19 protein-coding genes are annotated in these 20,736 nt (G+C 74.3%); 15 read left to right on the top strand and 4 right to left on the bottom strand.

Annotated elements, in window-relative coordinates; all coding sequences use genetic code 11:
- Nucleotides 1-24 precede the first annotated feature (24 nt).
- The gene (locus CTKZ_RS11750) at nucleotides 25-1,101 is read left to right on the top strand and encodes a carboxylate-amine ligase (protein ID WP_124343135.1); all 1,077 of its coding nucleotides are present in this window, start codon (nucleotides 25-27) and stop codon (nucleotides 1,099-1,101) included.
- A 65-nt stretch (nucleotides 1,102-1,166) separates the two neighbouring features.
- Here CTKZ_RS11750 and CTKZ_RS11755 read toward each other — a convergent pair whose 3' ends face one another.
- Entirely contained in the window at nucleotides 1,167-1,346 is a 180-nt protein-coding gene (locus CTKZ_RS11755; protein ID WP_124343116.1) for a chromosome partitioning protein, read from the bottom strand.
- A 9-nt stretch (nucleotides 1,347-1,355) separates the two neighbouring features.
- Between CTKZ_RS11755 and CTKZ_RS11760 the strand changes: the two genes are divergently transcribed.
- From CTKZ_RS11760 to CTKZ_RS11770, 3 genes are all read left to right on the top strand, one after another.
- Entirely contained in the window at nucleotides 1,356-1,847 is a 492-nt protein-coding gene (locus CTKZ_RS11760; protein ID WP_235843456.1) for a flavodoxin family protein, read from the top strand.
- A gap of 120 nt (nucleotides 1,848-1,967) precedes the next feature.
- Complete coding sequence (locus CTKZ_RS11765; protein WP_124343118.1) at nucleotides 1,968-2,198, top strand: hypothetical protein; 231 nt, start codon at nucleotides 1,968-1,970, stop codon at nucleotides 2,196-2,198.
- A gap of 1 nt (nucleotide 2,199) precedes the next feature.
- Nucleotides 2,200-2,745 carry a hypothetical protein gene (locus tag CTKZ_RS11770; protein ID WP_124343119.1) on the top strand — a complete coding sequence of 182 codons (546 nt, stop codon included), beginning with the start codon at nucleotides 2,200-2,202 and terminating at the stop codon, nucleotides 2,743-2,745.
- 16 nt (nucleotides 2,746-2,761) lie between these two features.
- Here the strand turns inward: CTKZ_RS11770 and CTKZ_RS11775 are convergent, their stop codons facing one another.
- Both CTKZ_RS11775 and CTKZ_RS11780 read right to left on the bottom strand, forming a co-directional pair.
- On the bottom strand, nucleotides 2,762-3,523 hold the full coding sequence (locus tag CTKZ_RS11775) for a deoxyribonuclease IV (protein ID WP_200829722.1): 762 nt from the start codon (nucleotides 3,521-3,523) through the stop codon (nucleotides 2,762-2,764).
- Between the two features lie 67 nt (nucleotides 3,524-3,590).
- Entirely contained in the window at nucleotides 3,591-4,826 is a 1,236-nt protein-coding gene (locus tag CTKZ_RS11780) for an NAD(P)/FAD-dependent oxidoreductase (protein ID WP_124343120.1), read from the bottom strand.
- Nucleotides 4,827-4,981: 155 nt separating this feature from the next.
- On the opposite strand from CTKZ_RS11780, the gene glgX reads away from it, so the two are divergent.
- The 3 genes from glgX to treZ are packed head-to-tail and all read left to right on the top strand — an operon-like array spanning nucleotide 4,982 to nucleotide 11,550.
- Nucleotides 4,982-7,234: a glycogen debranching protein GlgX gene (gene glgX, locus CTKZ_RS11785; RefSeq protein ID WP_124343121.1), complete on the top strand. Its 2,253-nt coding sequence runs from the start codon at nucleotides 4,982-4,984 to the stop codon at nucleotides 7,232-7,234.
- The gene (gene treY / locus CTKZ_RS11790) at nucleotides 7,231-9,756 is read left to right on the top strand and encodes a malto-oligosyltrehalose synthase (RefSeq protein WP_124343122.1); all 2,526 of its coding nucleotides are present in this window, start codon (nucleotides 7,231-7,233) and stop codon (nucleotides 9,754-9,756) included. Before glgX ends, treY begins: the two co-directional genes overlap by 4 nt.
- A gap of 3 nt (nucleotides 9,757-9,759) precedes the next feature.
- Entirely contained in the window at nucleotides 9,760-11,550 is a 1,791-nt protein-coding gene (gene treZ / locus CTKZ_RS11795) for a malto-oligosyltrehalose trehalohydrolase (protein WP_124343123.1), read from the top strand.
- A 61-nt stretch (nucleotides 11,551-11,611) separates the two neighbouring features.
- On the opposite strand, the gene zapE is transcribed toward treZ, so the two are convergent.
- Nucleotides 11,612-12,703: a cell division protein ZapE gene (gene zapE / locus CTKZ_RS11800; protein WP_371852365.1), complete on the bottom strand. Its 1,092-nt coding sequence runs from the start codon at nucleotides 12,701-12,703 to the stop codon at nucleotides 11,612-11,614.
- Nucleotides 12,704-13,071: 368 nt separating this feature from the next.
- Here zapE and CTKZ_RS11805 point away from each other — a divergent pair, with 368 nt between their 5' ends.
- From CTKZ_RS11805 to CTKZ_RS11840, 8 genes are all read left to right on the top strand, one after another.
- Nucleotides 13,072-14,733, top strand: coding sequence for a nitrite/sulfite reductase (locus tag CTKZ_RS11805; protein ID WP_124343125.1), 1,662 nt, complete (start codon nucleotides 13,072-13,074; stop codon nucleotides 14,731-14,733).
- Nucleotides 14,730-14,921 carry a hypothetical protein gene (locus tag CTKZ_RS11810; RefSeq protein WP_124343126.1) on the top strand — a complete coding sequence of 64 codons (192 nt, stop codon included), beginning with the start codon at nucleotides 14,730-14,732 and terminating at the stop codon, nucleotides 14,919-14,921. Before CTKZ_RS11805 ends, CTKZ_RS11810 begins: the two co-directional genes overlap by 4 nt.
- Nucleotides 14,918-15,637, top strand: coding sequence for a phosphoadenylyl-sulfate reductase (locus tag CTKZ_RS11815; RefSeq protein ID WP_124343127.1), 720 nt, complete (start codon nucleotides 14,918-14,920; stop codon nucleotides 15,635-15,637). The genes CTKZ_RS11810 and CTKZ_RS11815 overlap by 4 nt, the downstream gene beginning before the upstream one ends.
- The gene (gene cysD, locus CTKZ_RS11820) at nucleotides 15,634-16,584 is read left to right on the top strand and encodes a sulfate adenylyltransferase subunit CysD (RefSeq protein WP_124343128.1); all 951 of its coding nucleotides are present in this window, start codon (nucleotides 15,634-15,636) and stop codon (nucleotides 16,582-16,584) included. The genes CTKZ_RS11815 and cysD overlap by 4 nt, the downstream gene beginning before the upstream one ends.
- Entirely contained in the window at nucleotides 16,584-18,020 is a 1,437-nt protein-coding gene (locus CTKZ_RS11825) for a sulfate adenylyltransferase subunit 1 (RefSeq protein ID WP_124343129.1), read from the top strand. Before cysD ends, CTKZ_RS11825 begins: the two co-directional genes overlap by 1 nt.
- A 35-nt stretch (nucleotides 18,021-18,055) precedes the next feature.
- On the top strand, nucleotides 18,056-19,282 hold the full coding sequence (gene cobA, locus CTKZ_RS11830) for a uroporphyrinogen-III C-methyltransferase (RefSeq protein WP_235843457.1): 1,227 nt from the start codon (nucleotides 18,056-18,058) through the stop codon (nucleotides 19,280-19,282).
- 62 nt (nucleotides 19,283-19,344) lie between these two features.
- Nucleotides 19,345-20,157, top strand: coding sequence for a dihydrofolate reductase family protein (locus CTKZ_RS11835; protein WP_235843458.1), 813 nt, complete (start codon nucleotides 19,345-19,347; stop codon nucleotides 20,155-20,157).
- The gene (locus tag CTKZ_RS11840) at nucleotides 20,154-20,639 is read left to right on the top strand and encodes a hypothetical protein (RefSeq protein WP_124343132.1); all 486 of its coding nucleotides are present in this window, start codon (nucleotides 20,154-20,156) and stop codon (nucleotides 20,637-20,639) included. The genes CTKZ_RS11835 and CTKZ_RS11840 overlap by 4 nt, the downstream gene beginning before the upstream one ends.
- Nucleotides 20,640-20,736 lie beyond the last annotated feature (97 nt).

Consider the following 20,736-nt stretch of genomic DNA (forward strand, 5'->3'; position numbering starts at 1 on the left):
CCCCACACTTGCCGCGTGCGAACCATGGGTGTCGAGGAGGAGTTCCTGCTGGTCACGCCCGACGGCGTGCCGTACGCGGTGGCGCCGACGGTGCTACGGCTCGCGGCCGACCTGCCGTCGGACCCGCGACCGGGCGGCGACCTGGAGAAGGAGTTCAAGCAGGAGCAGGTCGAGGTCTCGACGCACCCGTGCACCGACCTCGACGACCTCCTCGCGCAGGTGCGGGACGGCCGCGCCCGCACCGATGCGGTCGCCCGCCAGGCCGGCGCGCGCATCGCCGCGATGGGCACCGCGCCGCACGTCGTGGAGTCGACGGTCATCCCCGACCGGCGCGCGAACGAGATCCGGGCCCGCTTCGGTCAGACGGCCCGCGAGCAGCTCACGTGCGGGTGCCACGTGCACGTCGCGGTCGCCGACGACGACGAGGGCGTGCACGTCATCGACCACCTGCGCGCCTGGAACGCGGTGCTCCTCGCGCTCAGCGCCAACAGCCCGTCGTGGCTCGGGTCCGCCACCGGGTACGCGAGCTACCGCTCGCAGGTGTGGGGCCGCTGGCCCACGGCCGGCGCGACCGCCCCGTTCGGCGACGCCGCGACCTACCGCGCGGTCATCGCCGAGCTGCTCCGCTCCGGCACCGCGCTCGACGACGGGATGATCTACTTCGACGCCCGCCTCTCAGCGCGCTACCCGACGGTCGAGGTCCGCGTCGCCGACGTGTGCCTCGACCCGCAGGACGCCGTGCTGCAGGCGGTCCTGGTGCGGGCGCTCGCGGAGACCGCGGTCCGGACCGACCCCGACCCCGCACCCGTGCGCGCCGAGATCCTGCGGTCGTGGACGTGGCGCGCCGCGCGCTCCGGCACGACCGGCGAGCTCGTGAGCCCCACCACCGGTGAGCCGCGGCCCGCCGCGGACGTCGTCGCCGAGCTCGTCGACCACGTGCACGACGCGCTCGTCGCGACCGGCGAGCTGGACTGGGTCCGGGCGCGCGTCGCCGACGTCCTGCGTCGCGGGAACGGGGCCGTGCAACAGCTCGCGTGGCGCGCGGAGGGCGCCGACGACGACGCGGTCGTCCGCCGGGCCGCCGACGTCACGCTCGGCTGACCCGGCACGGGCACCGGCCGGGTTCCGCTGTGGCCCACGAGGGCCGCGTGCCGGCCCGTCGGCCGTCAGCCGGGGATGCCGCGCTCCTCGTCGCCGGAGCCGGCGGCCTCGCTCGCGTCGTCCTCCAGCGGCTCGGTCGTCGGCGCCTGGCTCTCGTGCCCCGGCGGAAGCGGGTCCGGGTCGGCACCGAGGGACGGCAGGTCGGGCTGCTTCGGGTCGAAGCTGTCAGGCAGGTTCTCGCTCATCGCCTCACCGTGACACCGCGCACGGCACCGCGCACCCGCACGCCGCGGGCTGGTGCCCGACGCCGTCGGTCCGGCCCCGGGGACGGCCGCGCGAAGATCCTCGACGCACAGATCCTCGTCGTGGCGGCGCCCACGTGGGTCGGGCACCCGTCGTCGTGGGCGCAGCGCGCGCTCGAGCGCATGGACGCGATGATCTCCGAGACCGACGACCAGGACCGGCCCGTCGCGTACGACCGGGTCGCGGGCGTCGTCGTCGCCGGGAACGAGGACGGCGCGCACCACGTGATCTCCGAGATCGTCGGCGGGCTCGGCGACATCGGGTTCACGATCCCGCCGCAGGCGTGGACGTACGGGAACCAGGGACCTGGCCCCGGACCGGACGACCGCGACACCGACCACGGCCACGACTGGTCGGCGTCGACCGGTCGCGCCATGGCGGGCAACCTCGTGGCCGTCGCCCGGGCGCTCGCCGCGAACCCGCTCCCGGCCCCCGCGTCCTGACGGCACCGGTCGCGGCTCGCCACGCACGGGCCGACGATGGACGTCGGGTGGAGAAGCGGCCCGCGGGCGGTCCGGCCGCCCACCCGACGACGCCCCGACGGGGCCACGGAGGTGCGCACCATGAGCTTCGAGCAGGAGTCCGGCCAGCTGACCGGCACGAAGGACAAGGACTACAACATCCTGTGGTTCACCCAGACCTGCCTCGACAACGTCCTGCGGCTGGAGACGTACGCCCAGGACGCCGAGCGCGACGGGGACACCGAGCTCGCGGAGTTCTTCCGCCGGGCCCAGGGCGAGAGCCGCAAGGGCGCCGAGCAGGGCAAGCAGCTCCTCGCGTCGCGGCTGCGCTGACGTGGGGCAGCACACCACACCACCGGTCGACCTCCGCCTGGTGCAGATCTACCTGAGCGACCACCTGACGGGCGCGTCGGGCGTGATCTCGCGCGTCGGGTGGATGGTCGAGCGGTACGCGGGCACGTCGGCCGAGCCGGTCCTGCTGCGGCTCCTCGAGGAGCTGCGCCAGGAGCGGCGGGTCGTGCGCGGGCTCGCCGAGCACCTGGGACTGCGGCTGTCGCCGTGGAAGCCCGCGGCGGCCGTCGCGGCGGAGCACGCGGGTCGGCTCAAGGTGAACGGCCGGCTCACGTCGAGGTCGCCGCTGTCGCTGCACCTCGAGCTCGAGGCGCTGCGCTCGGGCATCTCGGGCAAGCGGTCCCTGTGGGCGACGCTCGAGGTCTGGTCGGGCACGCTGCGGCTCGACCGCGCACGGCTTGCCGGCCTGCGCGTCCAGGCGGACAACCAGGTGCGCGCCGTCGACGAGCTCGCGGAGCGCGTCCGGACCGTCGCGCTGGCGACCGAGGCGGCGGTCCCCGACGTCACGGCGGACGCCTCACCGATCTGACGCGCGCCGTGACGGGTCAGCCCGCGAGCGCCGCCCGGAGGAACGCGATGTCCTCGGCCTGCCGCTCGGCGGGCGTCTCGACGACCGCGTCGCACCCGGCCTCCCGCACGACGTGCGCGATGAGCTCGGGCGGGATGGTCCCGGTCGCGAAGTTCGCGTGCCGATCGCGGCTGGACCCGGCCTCGTCGCGCGAGCTGTTGGCGTGCACGAGGTCGATGCGCCCGGTGATCGCGCGCAGGCGGTCGACGATCGTCTCGAGGTCCTCGCCCGCGGCCCACGCGTGGCACGTGTCGAGGCAGACGCCGACGTCGTAGCCGCCGATCTCGTCCCAGAGCATCGCCCACCGGTCGAGCGTGCGGGCGCACGCGTTCTCGCCGCCCGCGGTGTTCTCGACGAGCACGCGCACGGGGTAGGTCGCGCGCTCGAACGTCTTGCGCCAGTTGTCGATGCCGACCGCGACGTCGTCGCCGTCACCGACGTGCCCGCCGTGCACGATGAGCCCGCGTGCGCCGAGCCCGGCGGCGGCGGCCGCGTGCTGCGCGATCATGTTGCGGCTCGGGATGCGGATGCGGTTGTTGGTCGACGCGACGTTGACGAGGTACGGCGCGTGCGCGTAGATCCCGAGCCCGCTCGCGACGAGCGCGTCGGCGTCGTCGCGCGGCACGGGCTTCTTCCAGCCCTGCGGGTCGGCCAGGAAGATCTGGACGGCCTGGGCGTCGACCTCGGCGGCGGCGGCCACCGGGTCGGCGTCGCGGACGTGGGCGCCGATGAGCACCACGGTCGTTCTCCTTCGGTGGGAGGCGTCGGGCAGGGGTCAGGCTAGCCGCCGCCTCCGACGTCGGCCGTCAGGGGGCCGTGAGCGAGCCGAGCGGCACGTCGGGGTCGGCCAGCCGGTCGCGGTCGACGACAGCGCCCGACCGGATGAGCGCCTGCACGTCGTCGACGACGTCCCACACGTTGACGTTCATGCCCGCGACGACGCGCCCCCCGCGTCGCCAGAAGGCCACCAGCTCGCGCGCCGCGAGGTCGCCCCGCACGACCACCTCGTCGTACCCGCCGTGCGGCGCGTGCCCGACGTACTCCATGCCGAGGTCGTACTGGTCGGTGAAGAAGTACGGGAGCCGGTCGTACGGCTCGTCGCGGCCGAGGATCGTCGCGGCGGCCGTGGTCGGCTGGTTGAGAGCGTTCGCCCAGTGCTCGACGCGCACGTGCGTCCCGAGCAGCGGGTGCGCCGCACGGGCGATGTCGCCCACGGCGAGCACCTGAGGGTGGGACGAGCGCAGGTGCTGGTCGACGACCACGCCGTCCTCGACGTGCAGCCCGGCCGCCTCGGCGAGCGCGGTGCGCGGTGCCGCGCCGATGCCGACCACGACGAGGTCCGCGGGCACGACCGTGCCGTCCTCGAGCGCGACCCCGCCGACCGAGGTGCCGTCACCGGCGGCGACGATCTCGGCGACCTCCGCGCGCGTGCGCAGGTCGACGCCGTGCTCGCGGTGCAGACCGGCGAAGAGATCGGCGAGCTCGGGTCCGAGGACGCCGACGAGCGGGAGGACGTCGCGGACCAGCACGGTGACGTGCGCCCCGGCGCCGCTCGCCGCCGCGGCGACCTCGAGCCCGATCCAGCCGCCGCCCACCACCACGACACGCCGGTCCCGCGTGAGCGCCGCGCGCAGGCGGTCGCTGTCGGGGAGCGTGCGCAGGTACGCGACGCCGTCGAGGTCCGCCCCGGGGACGCCGAGCCGGCGCGGCTCGGAGCCCGTCGCGAGGACGAGGTGGTCGAAGCCCGTCCGGGTGCCGGCGTCGTCGACGACGTCCCGCGCGCCGAGGTCGAGCGCGGTGACCGTGGTGCCGGTCCGCAGGTCGACGTCGTGCGCGGCGTACCAGCCGGGCTCGTGGACGAACGCGGAGTCGCGCTCCTCGCTGCCCGTCAGGTAGCCCTTGGACAGCGGCGGCCGCTCGTACGGGCGGTCCGGCTCGGCGCCGAGCAGCGTGACGCGGCCGTCGTACCCGCCCTCCCGCAGCGCCTCGACGGTCTTGGCACCGGCCAGGCCGGCTCCCACGACGACGACCCGACCGGACACGACGACCTCCTGGGGAGACGTTCAGGTGTCCCGTCGGCATGCGGGCACCGTGCCCAGCGCAGCAGGTCAGGCGCGTTCCCGCAACGGCTCGGGGTGTGCGCAAGTCCACCCTGCTCCCCCGCGCCGGATCGGCGTGCGGCTGGCACATTGGGCGGATGCTGATCTGGCCGGGACGCCCCTATCCCCTGGGCGCCACCTACGACGGGACCGGGACGAACTTCGCGCTGTTCTCCGAGGTCGCCGAACGTGTCGAGCTCTGCCTCTTCGACGCGGACGGGACCGAGACGCGCGTCGACCTCACCGAGGTGGACGCCTTCGTCTGGCACGGCTACCTGCCCGCGGTCGGCCCCGGGCAGCGGTATGGCTACCGCGTGCACGGGCCGTACGACCCCGCGCAGGGGCTGCGCTGCCACCCGTCGAAGCTGCTGCTCGACCCGTACGCGAAGGCGATCGACGGGCAGGTCGACAACGACCCGTCGCTCTACACGTACCGGTTCGACGACCCGACCGCGACGAACGACGACGACTCCGCGCCGCACACGATGAAGTCCGTCGTGGTGAACCCGTACTTCGACTGGGGCCACGACCGGCCGCCGCAGCACCAGTACCACGAGTCCGTCATCTACGAGGCGCACGTGCGCGGCCTCACGCAGCTGCACCCGGCGGTGCCGGAGGAGCTGCGCGGCACGTACTCGGGCCTCGCGCACCCGGCGGTCATCGAGCACCTCGTGTCGCTCGGCGTGACCGCGGTCGAGCTCATGCCCGTGCACCAGTTCGTCAACGACCCGGTCCTGCAGGACAAGGGCTTGTCCAACTACTGGGGCTACAACACGATCGGGTTCTTCGCGCCGCACAACGAGTACTCGGCGTACGGCGAGACGGGCCAGCAGGTGCAGGAGTTCAAGGCCATGGTCAAGGCCCTGCACGAGGCCGACATCGAGGTCATCCTCGACGTCGTCTACAACCACACCGCCGAGGGCAACCACCTGGGCCCGACGCTGAGCTTCCGCGGCATCGACAACGCGAACTACTACCGGCTGGTGGACGACGACCAGGCGCACTACTTCGACACCACGGGGACGGGCAACTCGCTGCTCATGCGCTCGCCCAACGTGCTGCAGCTCATCATGGACTCGCTGCGCTACTGGGTCACCGAGATGCACGTCGACGGCTTCCGGTTCGACCTCGCGGCGACGCTCGCCCGGCAGTTCCACGAGGTCGACCGCCTGTCCGCGTTCTTCGACCTCGTGCACCAGGACCCCGTCATCTCGCAGGTCAAGCTCATCGCGGAGCCGTGGGACGTCGGCGAGGGCGGGTACCAGGTCGGCGGGTTCCCCCCGCTGTGGTCGGAGTGGAACGGGAAGTACCGCGACACGGTGCGCGACTTCTGGCGCAGCGAGCCGTCGACGCTCGGCGAGTTCGCGAGCCGCATCTCCGGCTCGTCGGACCTGTACGAGCACACGGGCCGCCGGCCGATCGCGAGCCTCAACTTCGTCACCGCGCACGACGGCTTCACGCTCGCGGACCTCACGTCCTACAACGAGAAGCGCAACGACGCGAACGGCGAGGGCAACGCCGACGGCGAGAGCCACAACCGGTCGTGGAACTGCGGCGTCGAGGGCCCGACGGACGACGCCGACGTCCTGGACCTGCGCTACCGCCAGCGCCGCAACTTCCTCGCGACGCTCCTGCTGTCGCAGGGCATCCCGATGATCCTGCACGGCGACGAGCTGGGCCGGACGCAGCAGGGCAACAACAACGTCTACTGCCAGGACAACGAGCTGTCGTGGGTCGACTGGGACCTCGACGAGCGGCAGACGGGCCTGCTCGAGTTCACGCGACGCGTCGTGCGGCTGCGGCAGGACCACCCGGTGTTCCGTCGCCGCCGGTTCTTCGCGGGCAAGCCCGACGAGGCCGACCGGTCGGACCTCAAGGACATCGAGTGGCTCGCGCCGAACGGCGAGCACATGAGCCCCGAGCAGTGGAACAGCGACCTCGCGCGCGCGGTCATGGTGTTCCTCAACGGCGACGCGATCGCGGAGCCGGACATGCGCGGCGAGGAGATCGTCGACGACTCGTTCCTCGTGCTGTTCAACGGGGAGCCGGAGGCGGAGACGTTCGTCGTGCCGTCGCACCGGTACGGCGACTCGTGGACGGCGGTCTTCGACACCGACTCGCAGGTCGCGCCGGGCGAGACGCTCGACGCGGGCCAGGACGTCACGCTCGCGCACCACTCGGTCGTCGTCCTCACGCGCCCGCCGCTGCAGACGAAGCCGTCGGCGTCGGGCATCGGGGTCGTCGCGGACGCGTCGCACGAGGCGGCGCGCGTGCGCCGGCAGGGTGACAGCGGCCGGACGGCCGACAGCGACGAGCCGCGCCGACGCTCGCGCAAGGCGCCCGGCGCATGACCGAGGCCCGCACCTCGGCCTCGCGCCCGACGCCCGCCCGTCGGCTGCCGGGACCGGGACGTCCCGTCCCGGTGTCGACGTACCGCGTGCAGCTCGGCGCGGACCTCACGCTCGACGACGTCGCCGCGCGCGTCCCGTACCTGGCCGCGCTGGGGGTCACGCACGTCTACCTGTCCCCCGTGCTCACGGCGGCACCGGGCTCGACGCACGGCTACGACGTCGTCGCGCACGACGAGGTGTCGCCGGTGCTCGGCGGGCTCGCGGCGCTGCGCCGGCTGTCCGCGGTCGCGCACGAGGCCGGGCTCGGGCTGGTCCTCGACATCGTGCCGAACCACATGGCGGTGCCGACGCCCGTCTGGCACAACCGGCCGCTGTGGTCGGTGCTCGACAAGGGTGCGGACTCGCCGTTCGCGTCGTGGTTCGACGTGGACTGGTCGGCGGGCGGCGGCGACGTGCTCATGCCGGTGCTGGGCGACCGCATCGGCGCCGTCCTGGCGCGCGGCGAGCTCCAGCTCGACGAGGCCGAGATCCCCGGCGAGGGCGTGCGGCCCGTGCTGCGCTACTACGACCACGTCTTCCCCGTGCGGGCGGGCACCGAGGCGCTGCCGCTCGCCGAGCTGCTCGAGCGGCAGCACTACCGGCTGGCCTACTGGCGGGTCGCGGACGAGGAGCTCAACTACCGGCGGTTCTTCGACGTCGGCACGCTCGTCGCGGTGCGCGTCGAGGACCCCGAGGTGTTCGACGCGACGCACCGGCTCGTCCTCGACCTCGTCGCCGACGGCACGCTCGACGGACTGCGCATCGACCACCCCGACGGCCTGGCGGACCCGACGGGCTACCTCGCGCGGCTGCGCGAGGCGAGCGGCCAGGCGTGGGTCGTCGTCGAGAAGATCCTGCAGGGCGACGAGAGGCTCCCGGGCGACTGGGACACCGCGGGCACGACCGGTTACGACGCTCTGTGGCGCATCCAGCAGACGTTCGTCGACCCGGGCGGCGCCGCGGTCCTCGCCGGGACCATGCACCGCCTCACGGGCGACACGTCCGACGCGTTCGCGTCGATCGCCGAGCACGCGAAGCGCGAGATCGTCGACGGTCCGCTGTACGCGGAGGTCCACCGCCTCACGGCCCTGGCCGCCGACATCTGCACCGAGGACCTGCGGCTGCGCGACCACACGTGGCGTGCGCTCGAGGAGTGCCTGGTCGAGCTGCTCGTCGCGTTCCACCGCTACCGCGCGTACGTCGTGCCGGGTGAGCACGTGCCGGCGGAGTCCGTCGAGGTCGTCGAGGCGGCCGCCCGGGAGGCCCGCGCGCGCCTGTCGCCCGAGCGCGGCGAGACGATGGACGTGCTGGTCGACCTGCTGCTCGGGCGCGAGGTCGGCAGCGCAGGCCTCACCCGCGGTCGGCGTCGCGACGAGCTGATCGTGCGCTTCCAGCAGACGTGCGGCGCGGTCACCGCGAAGGGCGTCGAGGACACCGCGTTCTACCGCTGGACGCACCTGGTCGGCCTGTGCGAGGTCGGCGGCGAGCCCGAGCGGTTCGCGCTGACCCCCACGGACCTCGCGGCGTGGGCCGCGGACCTGCAGGTGTCGTCGCCGCTCGGGATGACGACGCTCTCGACGCACGACACCAAGCGCGGCGAGGACACCCGCGCACGGCTCGGCGTGCTGTCGGAGCTGCCGCTCGAGTGGTCGGCCCTCGTCGACGCGCTGCGCGCGGCGTCCGCGCTTTTCCGCGGCACGCTGCTCGACGGGCGCACCGAGAACCTGCTGTGGCAGACGCTCGCGGGCACGTGGACGCCCGACGGCCCGATCGCGGCTGACCGGCTCACGGAGTACCTGACGAAGGCGATCCGCGAGGCGAAGTCCCGCACGACGTGGACCGCGCCCGACGAGGCGTACGAGCGCGCGGTCCTCGACACCGCCCGCGCGGCGCTCCAGGATCCGACCGTCCGTGACCTGATGGCGGCGTGGGAGGTGCGCACGCGCCCCGCGGTGCGCGCGGCGACGCTCGGCACCAAGCTCGTGCAGCTCACGCTGCCCGGCGTGCCCGACGTCTACCAGGGCACCGAGGTCCCCGAGCCGACCCTCGTCGACCCCGACAACCGCCGGCCGGTCGACCACGACGCGCTCGCGGCGCGGCTCGCCCGCCTCGACGACGGCGCCGGACCGCGCGACCTCGCCGACGAGAAGCTGCTCGTCACGGCACGCGCCCTGCGGCTGCGCCGGGACGTGCCCGAGGCGTTCGTCGGGCCCGAGGCCGGCTACGTGCCGCTCGCGCACTCGTCGGGGCACAGCCTCACGTACGCCCGGACGGTGGGCGGCGACCCGCGGGTCGCCGTCGTCGCGACGCGCCTCCAGGCGTCCGTCGACCGTCTCGGCGGCTGGGGCGAGCACACCGTCGCCCTCCCCGAGGGCGAGTGGCTCGACGTGCTGACGGACCGGCCCGTCACGGGCGGGGTACGCGAGGTCGGTCCGCTGCTCGACCGCCTGCCCGTCGCGCTGCTCGTCCGGACGGAGGGCTGACGCGTGCGCCCGCACGTGTGGGCACCCGACGCCCGGAGCGTCGACCTCGTGCTGCCGGAGACGCGCGAACGCCTCGGCATGCTCCCCGACGGCGACGGCTGGTGGACCGTCAAGCGCGACCTGTCGCACGGCACCGACTACGCGTTCGCGCTCGACGGCGGCGGTCCTCTGCCCGACCCGCGCAGCGCGTGGCAGCCCGACGGCGTGCACGGGCCGAGCCGCGTCTTCCATCCCGGCCGGTTCACGTGGACCGACGAGGGGTGGAGCGGGCTCGACGTCCGCGGACGCGTGGTCTACGAGCTGCACGTCGGCACGTTCACGCCGGGCGGGACCCTCGACAGCGCCGTTGACGCCTTGCCGGAGCTCGTGTCGCTCGGCGTCGACGTCGTCGAGCTCATGCCCGTCGCGCCGTTCGACGGGCCGCGCGGCTGGGGCTACGACGGCGTCGGGCTGTACGCCGTGCACGACGCCTACGGCGGCCCGGAGGCGCTGCAGCGGTTCGTCGACGCCGCGCACGGCCTCGGGCTCGCGGTCTGCCTCGACGTCGTGCACAACCACCTCGGCCCGTCCGGCAACTACACCGGCCTGTTCGGCCCGTACGCGACGGACGCCCACCACACGCCGTGGGGCTCCGCGATCAACCTCGACCAGCCCGGTGCGCACGTCGTGCGCCGGTGGATCGTCGACAGCGCGCTGCGCTGGTTGCGCGACTTCCACGTCGACGCGCTGCGCCTCGACGCCGTCCACGAGCTGCGCGACGACTCGGAGCAGCACCTGCTCGCGCAGCTCTCCGACGAGGTCGCCGCGCTGTCCGAGCGCGTCGACCGGCCCCTGTCGCTCGTCGCCGAGACGGACCTCAACGACGTCGTCAGCGTCGCCCCCACCCCCACCGGGGGCTGGGGCATGACCGCGCAGTGGGCCGACGACGTGCACCACGCCCTGCACGCGCTGCTGACCGGTGAGCGGCACGGCTACTACGTCGACTTCGGCACGCCCGCCACGCTCCGGCACGCGATGACCCGCGTGTTCGTGCACGACGGCGGCTTCTCGACGTTCCGCGACCGGGAGTGGGGCCGGCCTGTCCCGAGCGGGACCGACGGGCACCGGTTCGTCGTCAGCACGCAGACGCACGACCAGGTCGGCAACCGCGCGATCGGCGACCGGCCCGCCGAACGCCTCGACGCCGGCACCCTCGCCGGGTCCGCCGCCCTGCTGCTCCTGTCCCCCTTCACGCCCATGCTGTTCCAGGGCGAGGAGTGGGGCACGCGCACCCCGTTCCAGTTCTTCACGTCGTTCCCCGACCCCGAGCTGGGCCGGCTCGTGAGCGAGGGACGCCGCTCGGAGTTCGGCGAGCACGGCTGGGCCGACCTGTACGGCGGACCCGTCGAGGTGCCCGACCCGCAGGACGAGGCGACCTTCCGGCGGTCTGTCCTCGACCGGTCCGAGCGCTCCGAGCCGCCGCACGACCGGCTGCTCGACTGGTACCGCGAGCTGATCGCGCTGCGCCGGTCCGTCCCCGACCTCGCGTCGGGCGACCTGGCCGCGACCGACCTCACGTGGGACGGCCCGGACTCCTCCGACGGTCCGTGGGAGGGCGTGCTCGTGCTGCACCGTGGCGCGGCGCGTGTCGTCGTCAACCTCACCGACGCCGAGGGCCGCGTGCCGCTCCCCTCCGACGCGCCGCTGGACGTCGCGGCCGCGTGGGAGCCGTGCACGCTCGAGCCGGGCAGCGAACCGCACGTGATGGTCCCCGCCCGTTCGGTCGCCGTCCTCGTGCCCGCCCTGGCGGACTGACCGTCGGCGTCCGGTGCCGTTGCGCGCGGGCGCGCGCCCGCGACGCCCCCGGACCGCCGCGTCAGGCGGTGACGCGGGCCGCGCCGTCGGCGGCCAGCGCGCCGAGGCGGGACAGGGCGCGGTAGTACTTCTTGCGGTAGCCGCCGCGCAGCATCTCGGCCGAGAACAGGTCGTCCTCGCCCCCGCCGCCCAGCAGCACGGGCACGTCGCGGTCGTAGAGCCGGTCGACGAGCACGACGAGGCGCAGTGCGACGTCCTGCGTCGGCACGGGCGCGACGCCCGTGAGGCCGACGAGCTCGACGCCGTCGAGCAGCGCGCCGTACCGGCTGGGGTGCACGCGGGCGAGGTGGTCGAGCAGCGCGGGGAACGCGTCGAGCGTCGCGCCGGGGACGTCGGCGACGGCGCGCTGCACCTCGGCGTCGGCGAGCCCTTCGGCGTCGGTCACGACGGACCGGTGCCGGTAGTCCTGCCCGTCGACGCGCAGCACCTCGAACCGGGCGGCGAGCGCCTGGATCTCGCGCAGGAAGTCGTCCGCGGCGAACCGGCCCTCGCCGAGGGACTCGGGCAGCGTGTTCGACGTGGCGGCGAGCGCGACGCCGCGGTCGGCGAGCTCGCGCAGCAGGCGGGACATGAGGACGGTGTCGCCGGGGTCGTCGAGCTCGAACTCGTCGATGCAGACGAGCTTCTTGCCCGCGAGCGCCTCGACGGTCGGCAGGAACCCGAGAGCGCCGACGAGGTTGGTGTACTCGACGAACGTGCCGAACGCGGCGTCCTGGGTGCCGACGGCGTGCGCGAGGGACGCGAGCAGGTGGGTCTTGCCGACGCCGAAGCCGCCGTCGAGGTAGACGGCGGGCGCGGTGCGCCGGGACGCCCGCCGGAACAGGCCGCCACGACCGGACGCCCCGTCGGTGATGGTGCGGGCGACCGCGCGCAGGCGGTCGACGGCGTCGCGCTGCGAGGGGTGCGCCGCGTCGGGCACGTAGGTGTCGAACGACTCACCGGCGAAGTGGCGCGGCGGGACGAGCTCGGCGAGGAGCCGCTCGGGCGGGACGACGGGGGTGCGCTCGGTGAGCGAGGCCGGTCCCGGGTGCGCGCCACCGGGGCGGGCGGCGGGGTCGACGGCTGTCACGACGGACAAGCCTACGTCCGGCATCCGGGACGCACGCGCGGGGGTGAGCGGTGTCACTGCTGGGCACGTGGGCAGGCGCGTTCGCGCGGCTTCTACACCCGGACTGGACGTCCGTCCCACATGCCGATGCGCTCGTCTCACCATGCGGAACCCTTCTCCCGTGTCACCCGTTCGTCTGACAGCCTCGTCGGGTGATCGCGACCGGGTCCCCCGCCATGTGTCGGTGCTGCTGCGCCGCCGCGGGCCCGGCCATGTCGATGTGCTGCTGTCCGCGGAGAGACTGACCCCGCCCCACGTCCCCCACGCTCGGGCGCGCGGTCTGCGCCCCGAGTCCCGTCCCCCCGGCGGTGGGTGCAGCACGCACGTCCACGATCCCCCGGAGGTAGCGCCCGATGGCGCAGACCAGGATCGCCCCGCCCGCCGCTCGCCACGAGGGCCAGTGGGCGTTCGACGAGCAGCGCGAGCCGCTCAACGGCAACGAGAAGCTCAAGCAGGAGGACGACGGTCTCCACGTCCGCCACCGCATCGAGACGATCTACGCCCAGCAGGGCTTCGACTCCATCCCCGGTGACGACCTGCGCGGTCGGATGCGCTGGTGGGGCCTGTACACCCAGCGCAAGCCCGGGATCGACGGCGGCAAGACCGCGACGCTCGAGCCGCACGAGCTCGAGGACTCGTACTTCATGCTGCGCGTCCGCTGCGACGGCGGCACCCTCACGCTGGGCCAGCTCCGCACGGTCGCGGGCATCTCGCGCGAGTTCGGCCGCGACACCGCGGACATCACGGACCGGCAGAACATCCAGCTGCACTGGGTGCGCATCGAGGACGTCCCGGAGATCTGGCGTCGCCTCGAGTCCGTCGGGCTGACGACGCAGGAGGCGTGCGGCGACGTCCCGCGCGTCATCATCGGCTCCCCCGTCGCGGGCGTCGCGGCCGACGAGATCGTCGACGGCACCCCCGCGATCGAGGAGATCCACCGCCGCTACATCGGCGACCCGGCGTTCTCGAACCTGCCCCGCAAGTTCAAGACGGCGGTCAGCGGCTCGCCGCACCAGGACGTCGCGCACGAGATCAACGACGTCGCGTTCGTCGGCGTCGTGCACCCCGAGCTCGGTCCCGGGTTCGACGTGTGGGTCGGCGGCGCGCTGTCCACCAACCCGATGCTCGGCAAGCGGCTCGGCGCGTTCGTCACGCTCGAGCAGATCCCCGACGTGTGGGTCGGCGTCGTGAGCATCTTCCGCGACTACGGCTACCGCCGGCTGCGTACGCGTGCCCGCCTGAAGTTCCTGCTCGCCGACTGGGGGCCCGAGCTGTTCCGGCAGGTGCTGGAGGAGGAGTACCTCGGCTGGACCATGGCCGACGGTCCCGCTCCTCCCCCGCCGCCGACCGGCCGCCGCGACCACGTCGGCGTGCACCCGCAGAAGGACGGCCGCTTCTACGTGGGCGCCGCCCCGACCGTCGGGCGCGTGTCGGGCCCGCTGCTCGACGCCGTCGCCGACCTCGTGGACGCCGCCGGGTCCGACCGGGTGCAGCTCACGACCGAGCAGAAGCTCGTGGTGCTCGACGTCGCCGCCGACCGCGTCGACGCGCTCGTCGAGGGCCTGGAGGCGCTCGGGCTGCAGGTCCGCAACGCGTCGACGTTCCGTCGCGGCACGATCGCCTGCACGGGCATCGAGTTCTGCAAGCTCGCGATCGTCGAGACGAAGGCCCGTGCGGCGCTCATCATCGGTGAGCTCGAGCAGCGCCTGCCGACGTTCGACCAGCCGATCACGATCAACGTCAACGGCTGCCCCAACTCGTGCGCGCGCATCCAGACGGCCGACATCGGCCTCAAGGGCGCGCTCGCGGGCGGCGAGGAGGGCTACCAGGTCCACCTCGGCGGCGGGCTCGGCCTCACCAGCGGGCTCGGCAAGACGCTGCGCGGCCTGCGCGTCCCGTCGTCCGAGCTCCCCGACTACCTCGAGCGGGTGACGCGGAAGTTCGACGAGCAGCGCCTCGAGGGCGAGCTCTTCGCCGAGTGGGTGCAGCGCGCGGCGGAGGAGGACCTGCGATGACCGACTCCGGACAGCGCGCCGTCCCGTACTACTGCCCGTTCTGCGCGAGCGAGGACCTGTGGCCCGCGGGCGAGACGCACGGCCAGTGGGAGTGCCGGTCGTGCGCCCGCGCGTTCGCGCTGCGGTTCGTCGGCCTGGCGTCCGCCGCGACCACCACCCCGGCAGCCCCGACGGGAGGAGACCGATGAGCACCGCGACCCCCGCGATCGCCGACCTCACGCCCGACGAGCTGCGCGCGTTCGCCGAGCAGGCGGGCCGCGAGCTCGAGGGTGCGCACCCGAGCGAGATCCTGGCGTGGGCGGGCCGCACGTTCGGCGACGACCTCGTCGTCGCGTCGTCGATGGGCGACGAGGTGCTCGTCGACCTCGTCGCGAAGGCGGTCCCCGGCGCGAACGTCATCTTCCTCGACACGGGCTACCACTTCGCCGAGACCATCGGCACGCGCGACTACTACGCCGACTTCACGGACATCCGGCTCCGCACGGTCCTGCCGCTGCGCACCGTCGCGGAGCAGGACGCCGAGCACGGCCCGCGCCTGCACGACCGCGACCCGAACCTGTGCTGCGCGCTGCGCAAGGTCGAGCCGCTCGAGCGCGGCCTCGCCCCGTACACCGCGTGGGTCACGGGCATGCGCCGCGAGGACGCCCCGACCCGCACCGACATCCCGGTCGTCGGCTGGGACGCCAAGCGGTCGAAGGTCAAGCTCAACCCGATCGCGGCGTGGACGCAGGCCGACGTGGACGCCTACGTCGCCGAGCACCACGTCGTGCTGAACCCGCTGCGGCAGGCCGGCTACGCGTCGATCGGCTGCGCCCCCTGCACGCGTGCGACGGCCCCGGGCGAGGACCCGCGGGCCGGACGCTGGTCCGGTACCTCCAAGACGGAATGCGGTCTGCACACATGACGACTGAGGCCACGGCTCCCCCCACCGCGGCGGCACCCTCGCAGCGACCGACCCAGCGCCTGACCCAGCTGGACGCGCTCGAGTCCGAGGCGATCCACGTGATGCGCGAGGTCGCCGGCGAGTTCGAGCGGCCCGTGCTGCTCTTCTCGGGCGGCAAGGACTCGATCGTCATGCTGCACCTGGCGCGCAAGGCGTTCTGGCCCGCGCCCGTGCCGTTCGCGGTCATGCACGTCGACACGGGCCACAACTTCCCCGAGGTCATCGCCTACCGCGACGCGACGGTCGAGGAGCACGGGCTGCGGCTCGTCGTCGCGAGCGTGCAGGACGCGATCGACGACGGCCGCGTCGTGGAGCGCCCCGACGGCTCGCGCAACCCGCTCCAGACGGTCCCGCTGCTCGACGGCATCACCGCGCACCGCTTCGACGCAGTGTTCGGCGGTGGCCGCCGCGACGAGGAGAAGGCACGCGCCAAGGAGCGGATGTTCTCGCTGCGCGACGAGTTCGGGCAGTGGGACCCGCGCCGGCAGCGTCCCGAGCTGTGGGACCTGTACAACGGCCGCCACAAGCCGGGCGAGCACGTGCGCGTCTTCCCGCTGTCGAACTGGACCGAGCTCGACGTGTGGCGCTACATCGAGCGCGAGCGGATCGAGCTGCCGTCGATCTACTACGCGCACGAGCGCGAGGTGTTCCTGCGCGACGGCATGTGGCTCGCGCCCGGCGAGTGGGGCGGCCCGCGCACGGGCGAGACGCTCGAGACCCGCACGGTCCGCTACCGGACGGTCGGCGACATGAGCTGCACCGGTGCCGTCGAGTCGACGGCCGCGACCGTCGCCGACGTCATCGAGGAGGTGGCCGTGAGCCGCCTCACCGAGCGCGGGGCGACCCGCGCCGACGACCGGGCCTCGGAGGCCGCCATGGAGGACCGCAAGCGCGAGGGCTACTTCTGATGACGACGACCACCGAGCTCGCCTCCTCCGACCCGACCGTGCACGCGCAGCGCGACCTGCTGCGCCTCGCCACGGCCGGCTCGGTCGACGACGGCAAGAGCACCCTCATCGGCCGCCTGCTCTACGACACGAAGTCCGTGCTGGCCGACCAGCTGAGCGCGGTCGAGCGGGCGACCGCCGCGCGCGGCGGGTCCGAGGTCGGCGCCGTCGACCTGGCGCTGCTCACCGACGGCCTGCGCGCCGAGCGTGAGCAGGGCATCACGATCGACGTCGCCTACCGGTACTTCTCGACGGCCCGGCGCGCGTTCGTGCTCGCCGACACCCCCGGTCACGTGCAGTACACGCGCAACATGGTGACCGGCGCGTCCACCGCCGAGCTCGCGATCGTCCTGGTCGACGCGCGCAAGGGCGTGCTCGAGCAGACCCGCCGGCACGCGACCATCACCGCGCTGCTGGGCGTCCCGCACGTCGTGCTCGCGGTCAACAAGATGGACCTGGTCGACTTCGACGAGGCGACGTTCCGCACCATCGCCGACGACTTCGCCCGGTACGCCGACGCGATCGGCCTGACCGACGTGCGGGCCGTCCCGCTGTCGGCGCTCGCCGGCGACAACGTCGTCGACCGCTCCGACCGCACGCCCTGGTACGACGGCCCGACGCTGCTCGAGCACCTCGAGTCCGTCCCCGTCGGGCGCGACGCGCACGCCGAGGCGTTCCGGTTCCCCGTGCAGGTCGTCATCCGGCCGCGCAACGCCGAGCACCCGGACTACCGCGGCTACGCGGGCCGGATCGCGTCGGGGGTGGTGCGTGTCGGCGACGACGTCACCGTCCTGCCGTCCGGCAAGACGAGCACCGTCACGGGCATCGACACGTTCGACGGCCCGCTCGACGAGGCGCACGCGCCGCAGTCCGTCACGCTGCGCCTCGCCGACGACGTCGACGTGGCCCGCGGCGACGTGCTCGTGCCCACGGGCGAGACGGTCACCGTCGGCGCCGACCTGGAGGGCACCGTCTGCTGGCTCGCCGAGCGGCGCAGCGTCCTCGGCGCGCGCGTCCTCGTGCGCGTCGGCACGCGCACCGTCCGGGCGCTCCTGCGCGAGGTCAACGCCCGCCTCGACATCGACACCCAGACCGTCGAGGTGTGGGACGGCGTCGACACCCAGTACACGGTCGACGCGACCGACACGTCGTCGGACACCGCGCCGCGCGCGCTCACGCTCAACGCGATCGGTCGCGTGCGGCTGCGGCTCGCCGAGCCCGTCGTCCTCGACGACTACGCGACGCACCGCAGCACGGGCGGCTTCCTGGTCGTCGACCCCGCCGACGGGACGACGCTCGCCGCGGGGATGATCGGCCCGACGCTGCTCGACCGCCTCACGCCCACGCCGCCGCCCAGCGCGGCCGACGACGACTGGCTCGCCGGGGCCGGCATATGACGGACGCGCCGCCCGCGACCGGCAGACTGGACGACATGCCTCGTCATCCCCTGCTGCTGGACGTCGCCGGGCGGCGCGTGGTCATGGTCGGCGGCGGTCCCGTCGCGGCGCGGCGCGTGGCGCGGCTCGTCGACGACGGCGCGGACGTGCTGGTCGTCGCGCCGCGCCTGTGCGAGGACCTGGCGGATGCGGTCGCGCGCGGGCTCGTGCACTGGGCGGAGCGCGAGTACGCGACCGGCGACCTCGACGGCGCGTGGCTCGTGCACACCGCGACCGGTGAACCGGCCGTCGACGACGCCGTCGCCGCGGACGCCGAGGCGGCGCGCACCTGGTGCGTGCGTGCCGACGACGCCGCTCGCTCCACCGCATGGACGCCCGCGGTCGCGCGCGTCGACGACGTGACGGTCGCCGTGTCCACGGGCCGCGACCCGCGCCGTGCCGCCGCCCTGCGCTCCGCGCTCCAGGTGCTCCTGGACACCGGCGAGCTCCCGCTGCGGCACCACCGCCGCGACCCCGTCGGCACCGTCACGCTCGTCGGGGGCGGTCCGGGCGACCCGGGTCTCGTCACGACGCGTGGCCGGCGCGCCGTCGCCGAGGCCGACGTGGTCGTCGTCGACCGCCTCGCACCGCGCGCGCTGCTCGACACGCTCGACCCCGACGTCGAGGTCGTCGAGGCCGGCAAGTCCCCGCACTCGCACACGCTCACGCAGGAGCAGATCAACGAGGTCCTCGTCGAGCGCGCCCTGCGCGGCCTGCGGGTGGTCCGGCTCAAGGGCGGCGACCCGTTCGTCCTCGGCCGCGGCGGCGAGGAGGTGCAGGCCTGCCGCGCGGCGGGCGTGCCCGTCGAGGTCGTGCCGGGCGTGACGAGCGCGATCGCCGTCCCCGGCGTGGCCGGCGTCCCCGTCACGCACCGCGGGGTGTCCCGCCAGGTCACGATCCTGTCCGCGCACGACAGCGCGCCCGACTGGCCCTCGATCGCCGCGCTCGACGGCACGCTCGTGCTGCTCATGGGCGTCGGCCGGCTCGCCGAGCACGCCGCGACGCTCGTCGCGCACGGCAAGGACCCCGCGACGCCCGTCGCCGTCGTCGAGAACGGCACGCTGCCCGGGCAGCGCACGACCGTCGGCACGCTCGCGGACATCGCCGACCGCGCCGCCGCGCGTGGCGTCGGCAACCCCGCGGTGGTCGTCGTCGGCGAGGTCGCCGCGCTCGCCGACGTCCTGGGCCCGCACGACCGCGCGACCGGCCGCCTGCCGGGCTGACGTGCGGTTTCCCACACCGCCCCGGCTGTCCTGCCCCGCCGACCTGGCCTAGCGTGAAGGCCGTGCTGGAGACCGACGACCTGCCCCCGCTCGACGTCCTGCTGCCCCTCGAACGCGCCGGTGAGCGCCTCGAGCCCCGCCCCGACGAGGCCGAGCTGCTCGCCCTCTTCACCGACCGCCTGCCCGTCGACCCACCGCGCGGCGTGCACGTCCGGGTCAACATGGTGAGCTCGGTCGACGGCGCCGCGACCGGCGTCGACCAGCGCAGCGGCACGATCAACGACCGTGCCGACTTCCGGGTGTTCCGGACGCTGCGGGCGCTCGCCGACGTCGTGCTCGTCGGCGCGCAGACGGCCCGGGTCGAGCGCTACACCGCGCTCGACGTGCCCGACGGCCTCGCCGAGGCGCGCCGTGCCTTCGGCCGGGCTCCCGAGGTCGAGCTCGCGATCGTGAGCGCGAGCGGGGACCTGCCGCCGGGGCTGCTCGACGAGGAGCGGCCCCCGATCGTCGTCACGACGAGCGCGAGCCCGCGCCTCGACGCGCTGCGCGAGCAGATCGGTCCCGAGCGCGTCATCGTGACCGAGTCCGACGCCGGTGTCGTCGACCTGCGGGTCGCGCTCGCCGCGCTCGGCGCCCGCGGCCTGTCGCACGTGCTCGCGGAGGGTGGGCCCACGCTCCTCGGTCAGCTGCTGGAGTCCGACCTGGTCGACGAGCTGTGCGTGACGACGAGCCCGCTGCTCGTCGGCGGCCCCGCGCCGCGCATCGTGCACAGCACCGACTGGTTCAACCCCGCACGTCACCTGCGGCCGCTGCACCTGCTGCACGGCGACGGTGTGCTGCTGGGACGCTGGCAGGTGGTTAGGCTCGGCGCGTGACCGACACGATCCTGGTCCTGGTCGAGGACACCCTGACCGCGTCCGACGTCGAGCACCTGCTGTCGCTGCACGACGGCGAGGAGCTCGCGTACCGGGTGCTCGTCCCCGCCGACAGCGACCGCCCGCTGCTCTCGACGATCATCGACAACCTCAGCCTCGGCGAGCTGCGCGAGGCCTTCGACCGCGCACGCGGCAAGGAGCCGAGCGTCCGCGAGGCCCGCGCGACCGCCGCCGAGCAGCTCGCGGGCAGCGTCGCCGCGTTCACCGCCGCCGGGCGCACGGCGACGGGCGAGATCACCGAGGACGACCCGATCCCCGCCGTGCGTGCGGCCGTCGCCGCGGGCGGGGTCCGCGAGGTCGCCGTCGTCACCTATCCGCACGCGCTCGAGGACACGTTCCACCGCGACTGGGCGTCGCGGGCCCGCGAAGACCTCCAGGTGCCCGTGCTGCACCTGTACGCGGGCACCAGCGAGCTCGGCTGACCCGCTCGGCCTGACCGCGCTCCCCGCGGACGCGGCGGCCGCCCGGCCCTGACACGACGACGACGGCCCGTCCGCGCGGTGCGCGGGCGGGCCGGCG

Origin of the sequence: Cellulomonas algicola (assembly GCF_003851725.1) — a bacterium.
Lineage (GTDB): Bacteria > Actinomycetota > Actinomycetes > Actinomycetales > Cellulomonadaceae > Cellulomonas > Cellulomonas algicola.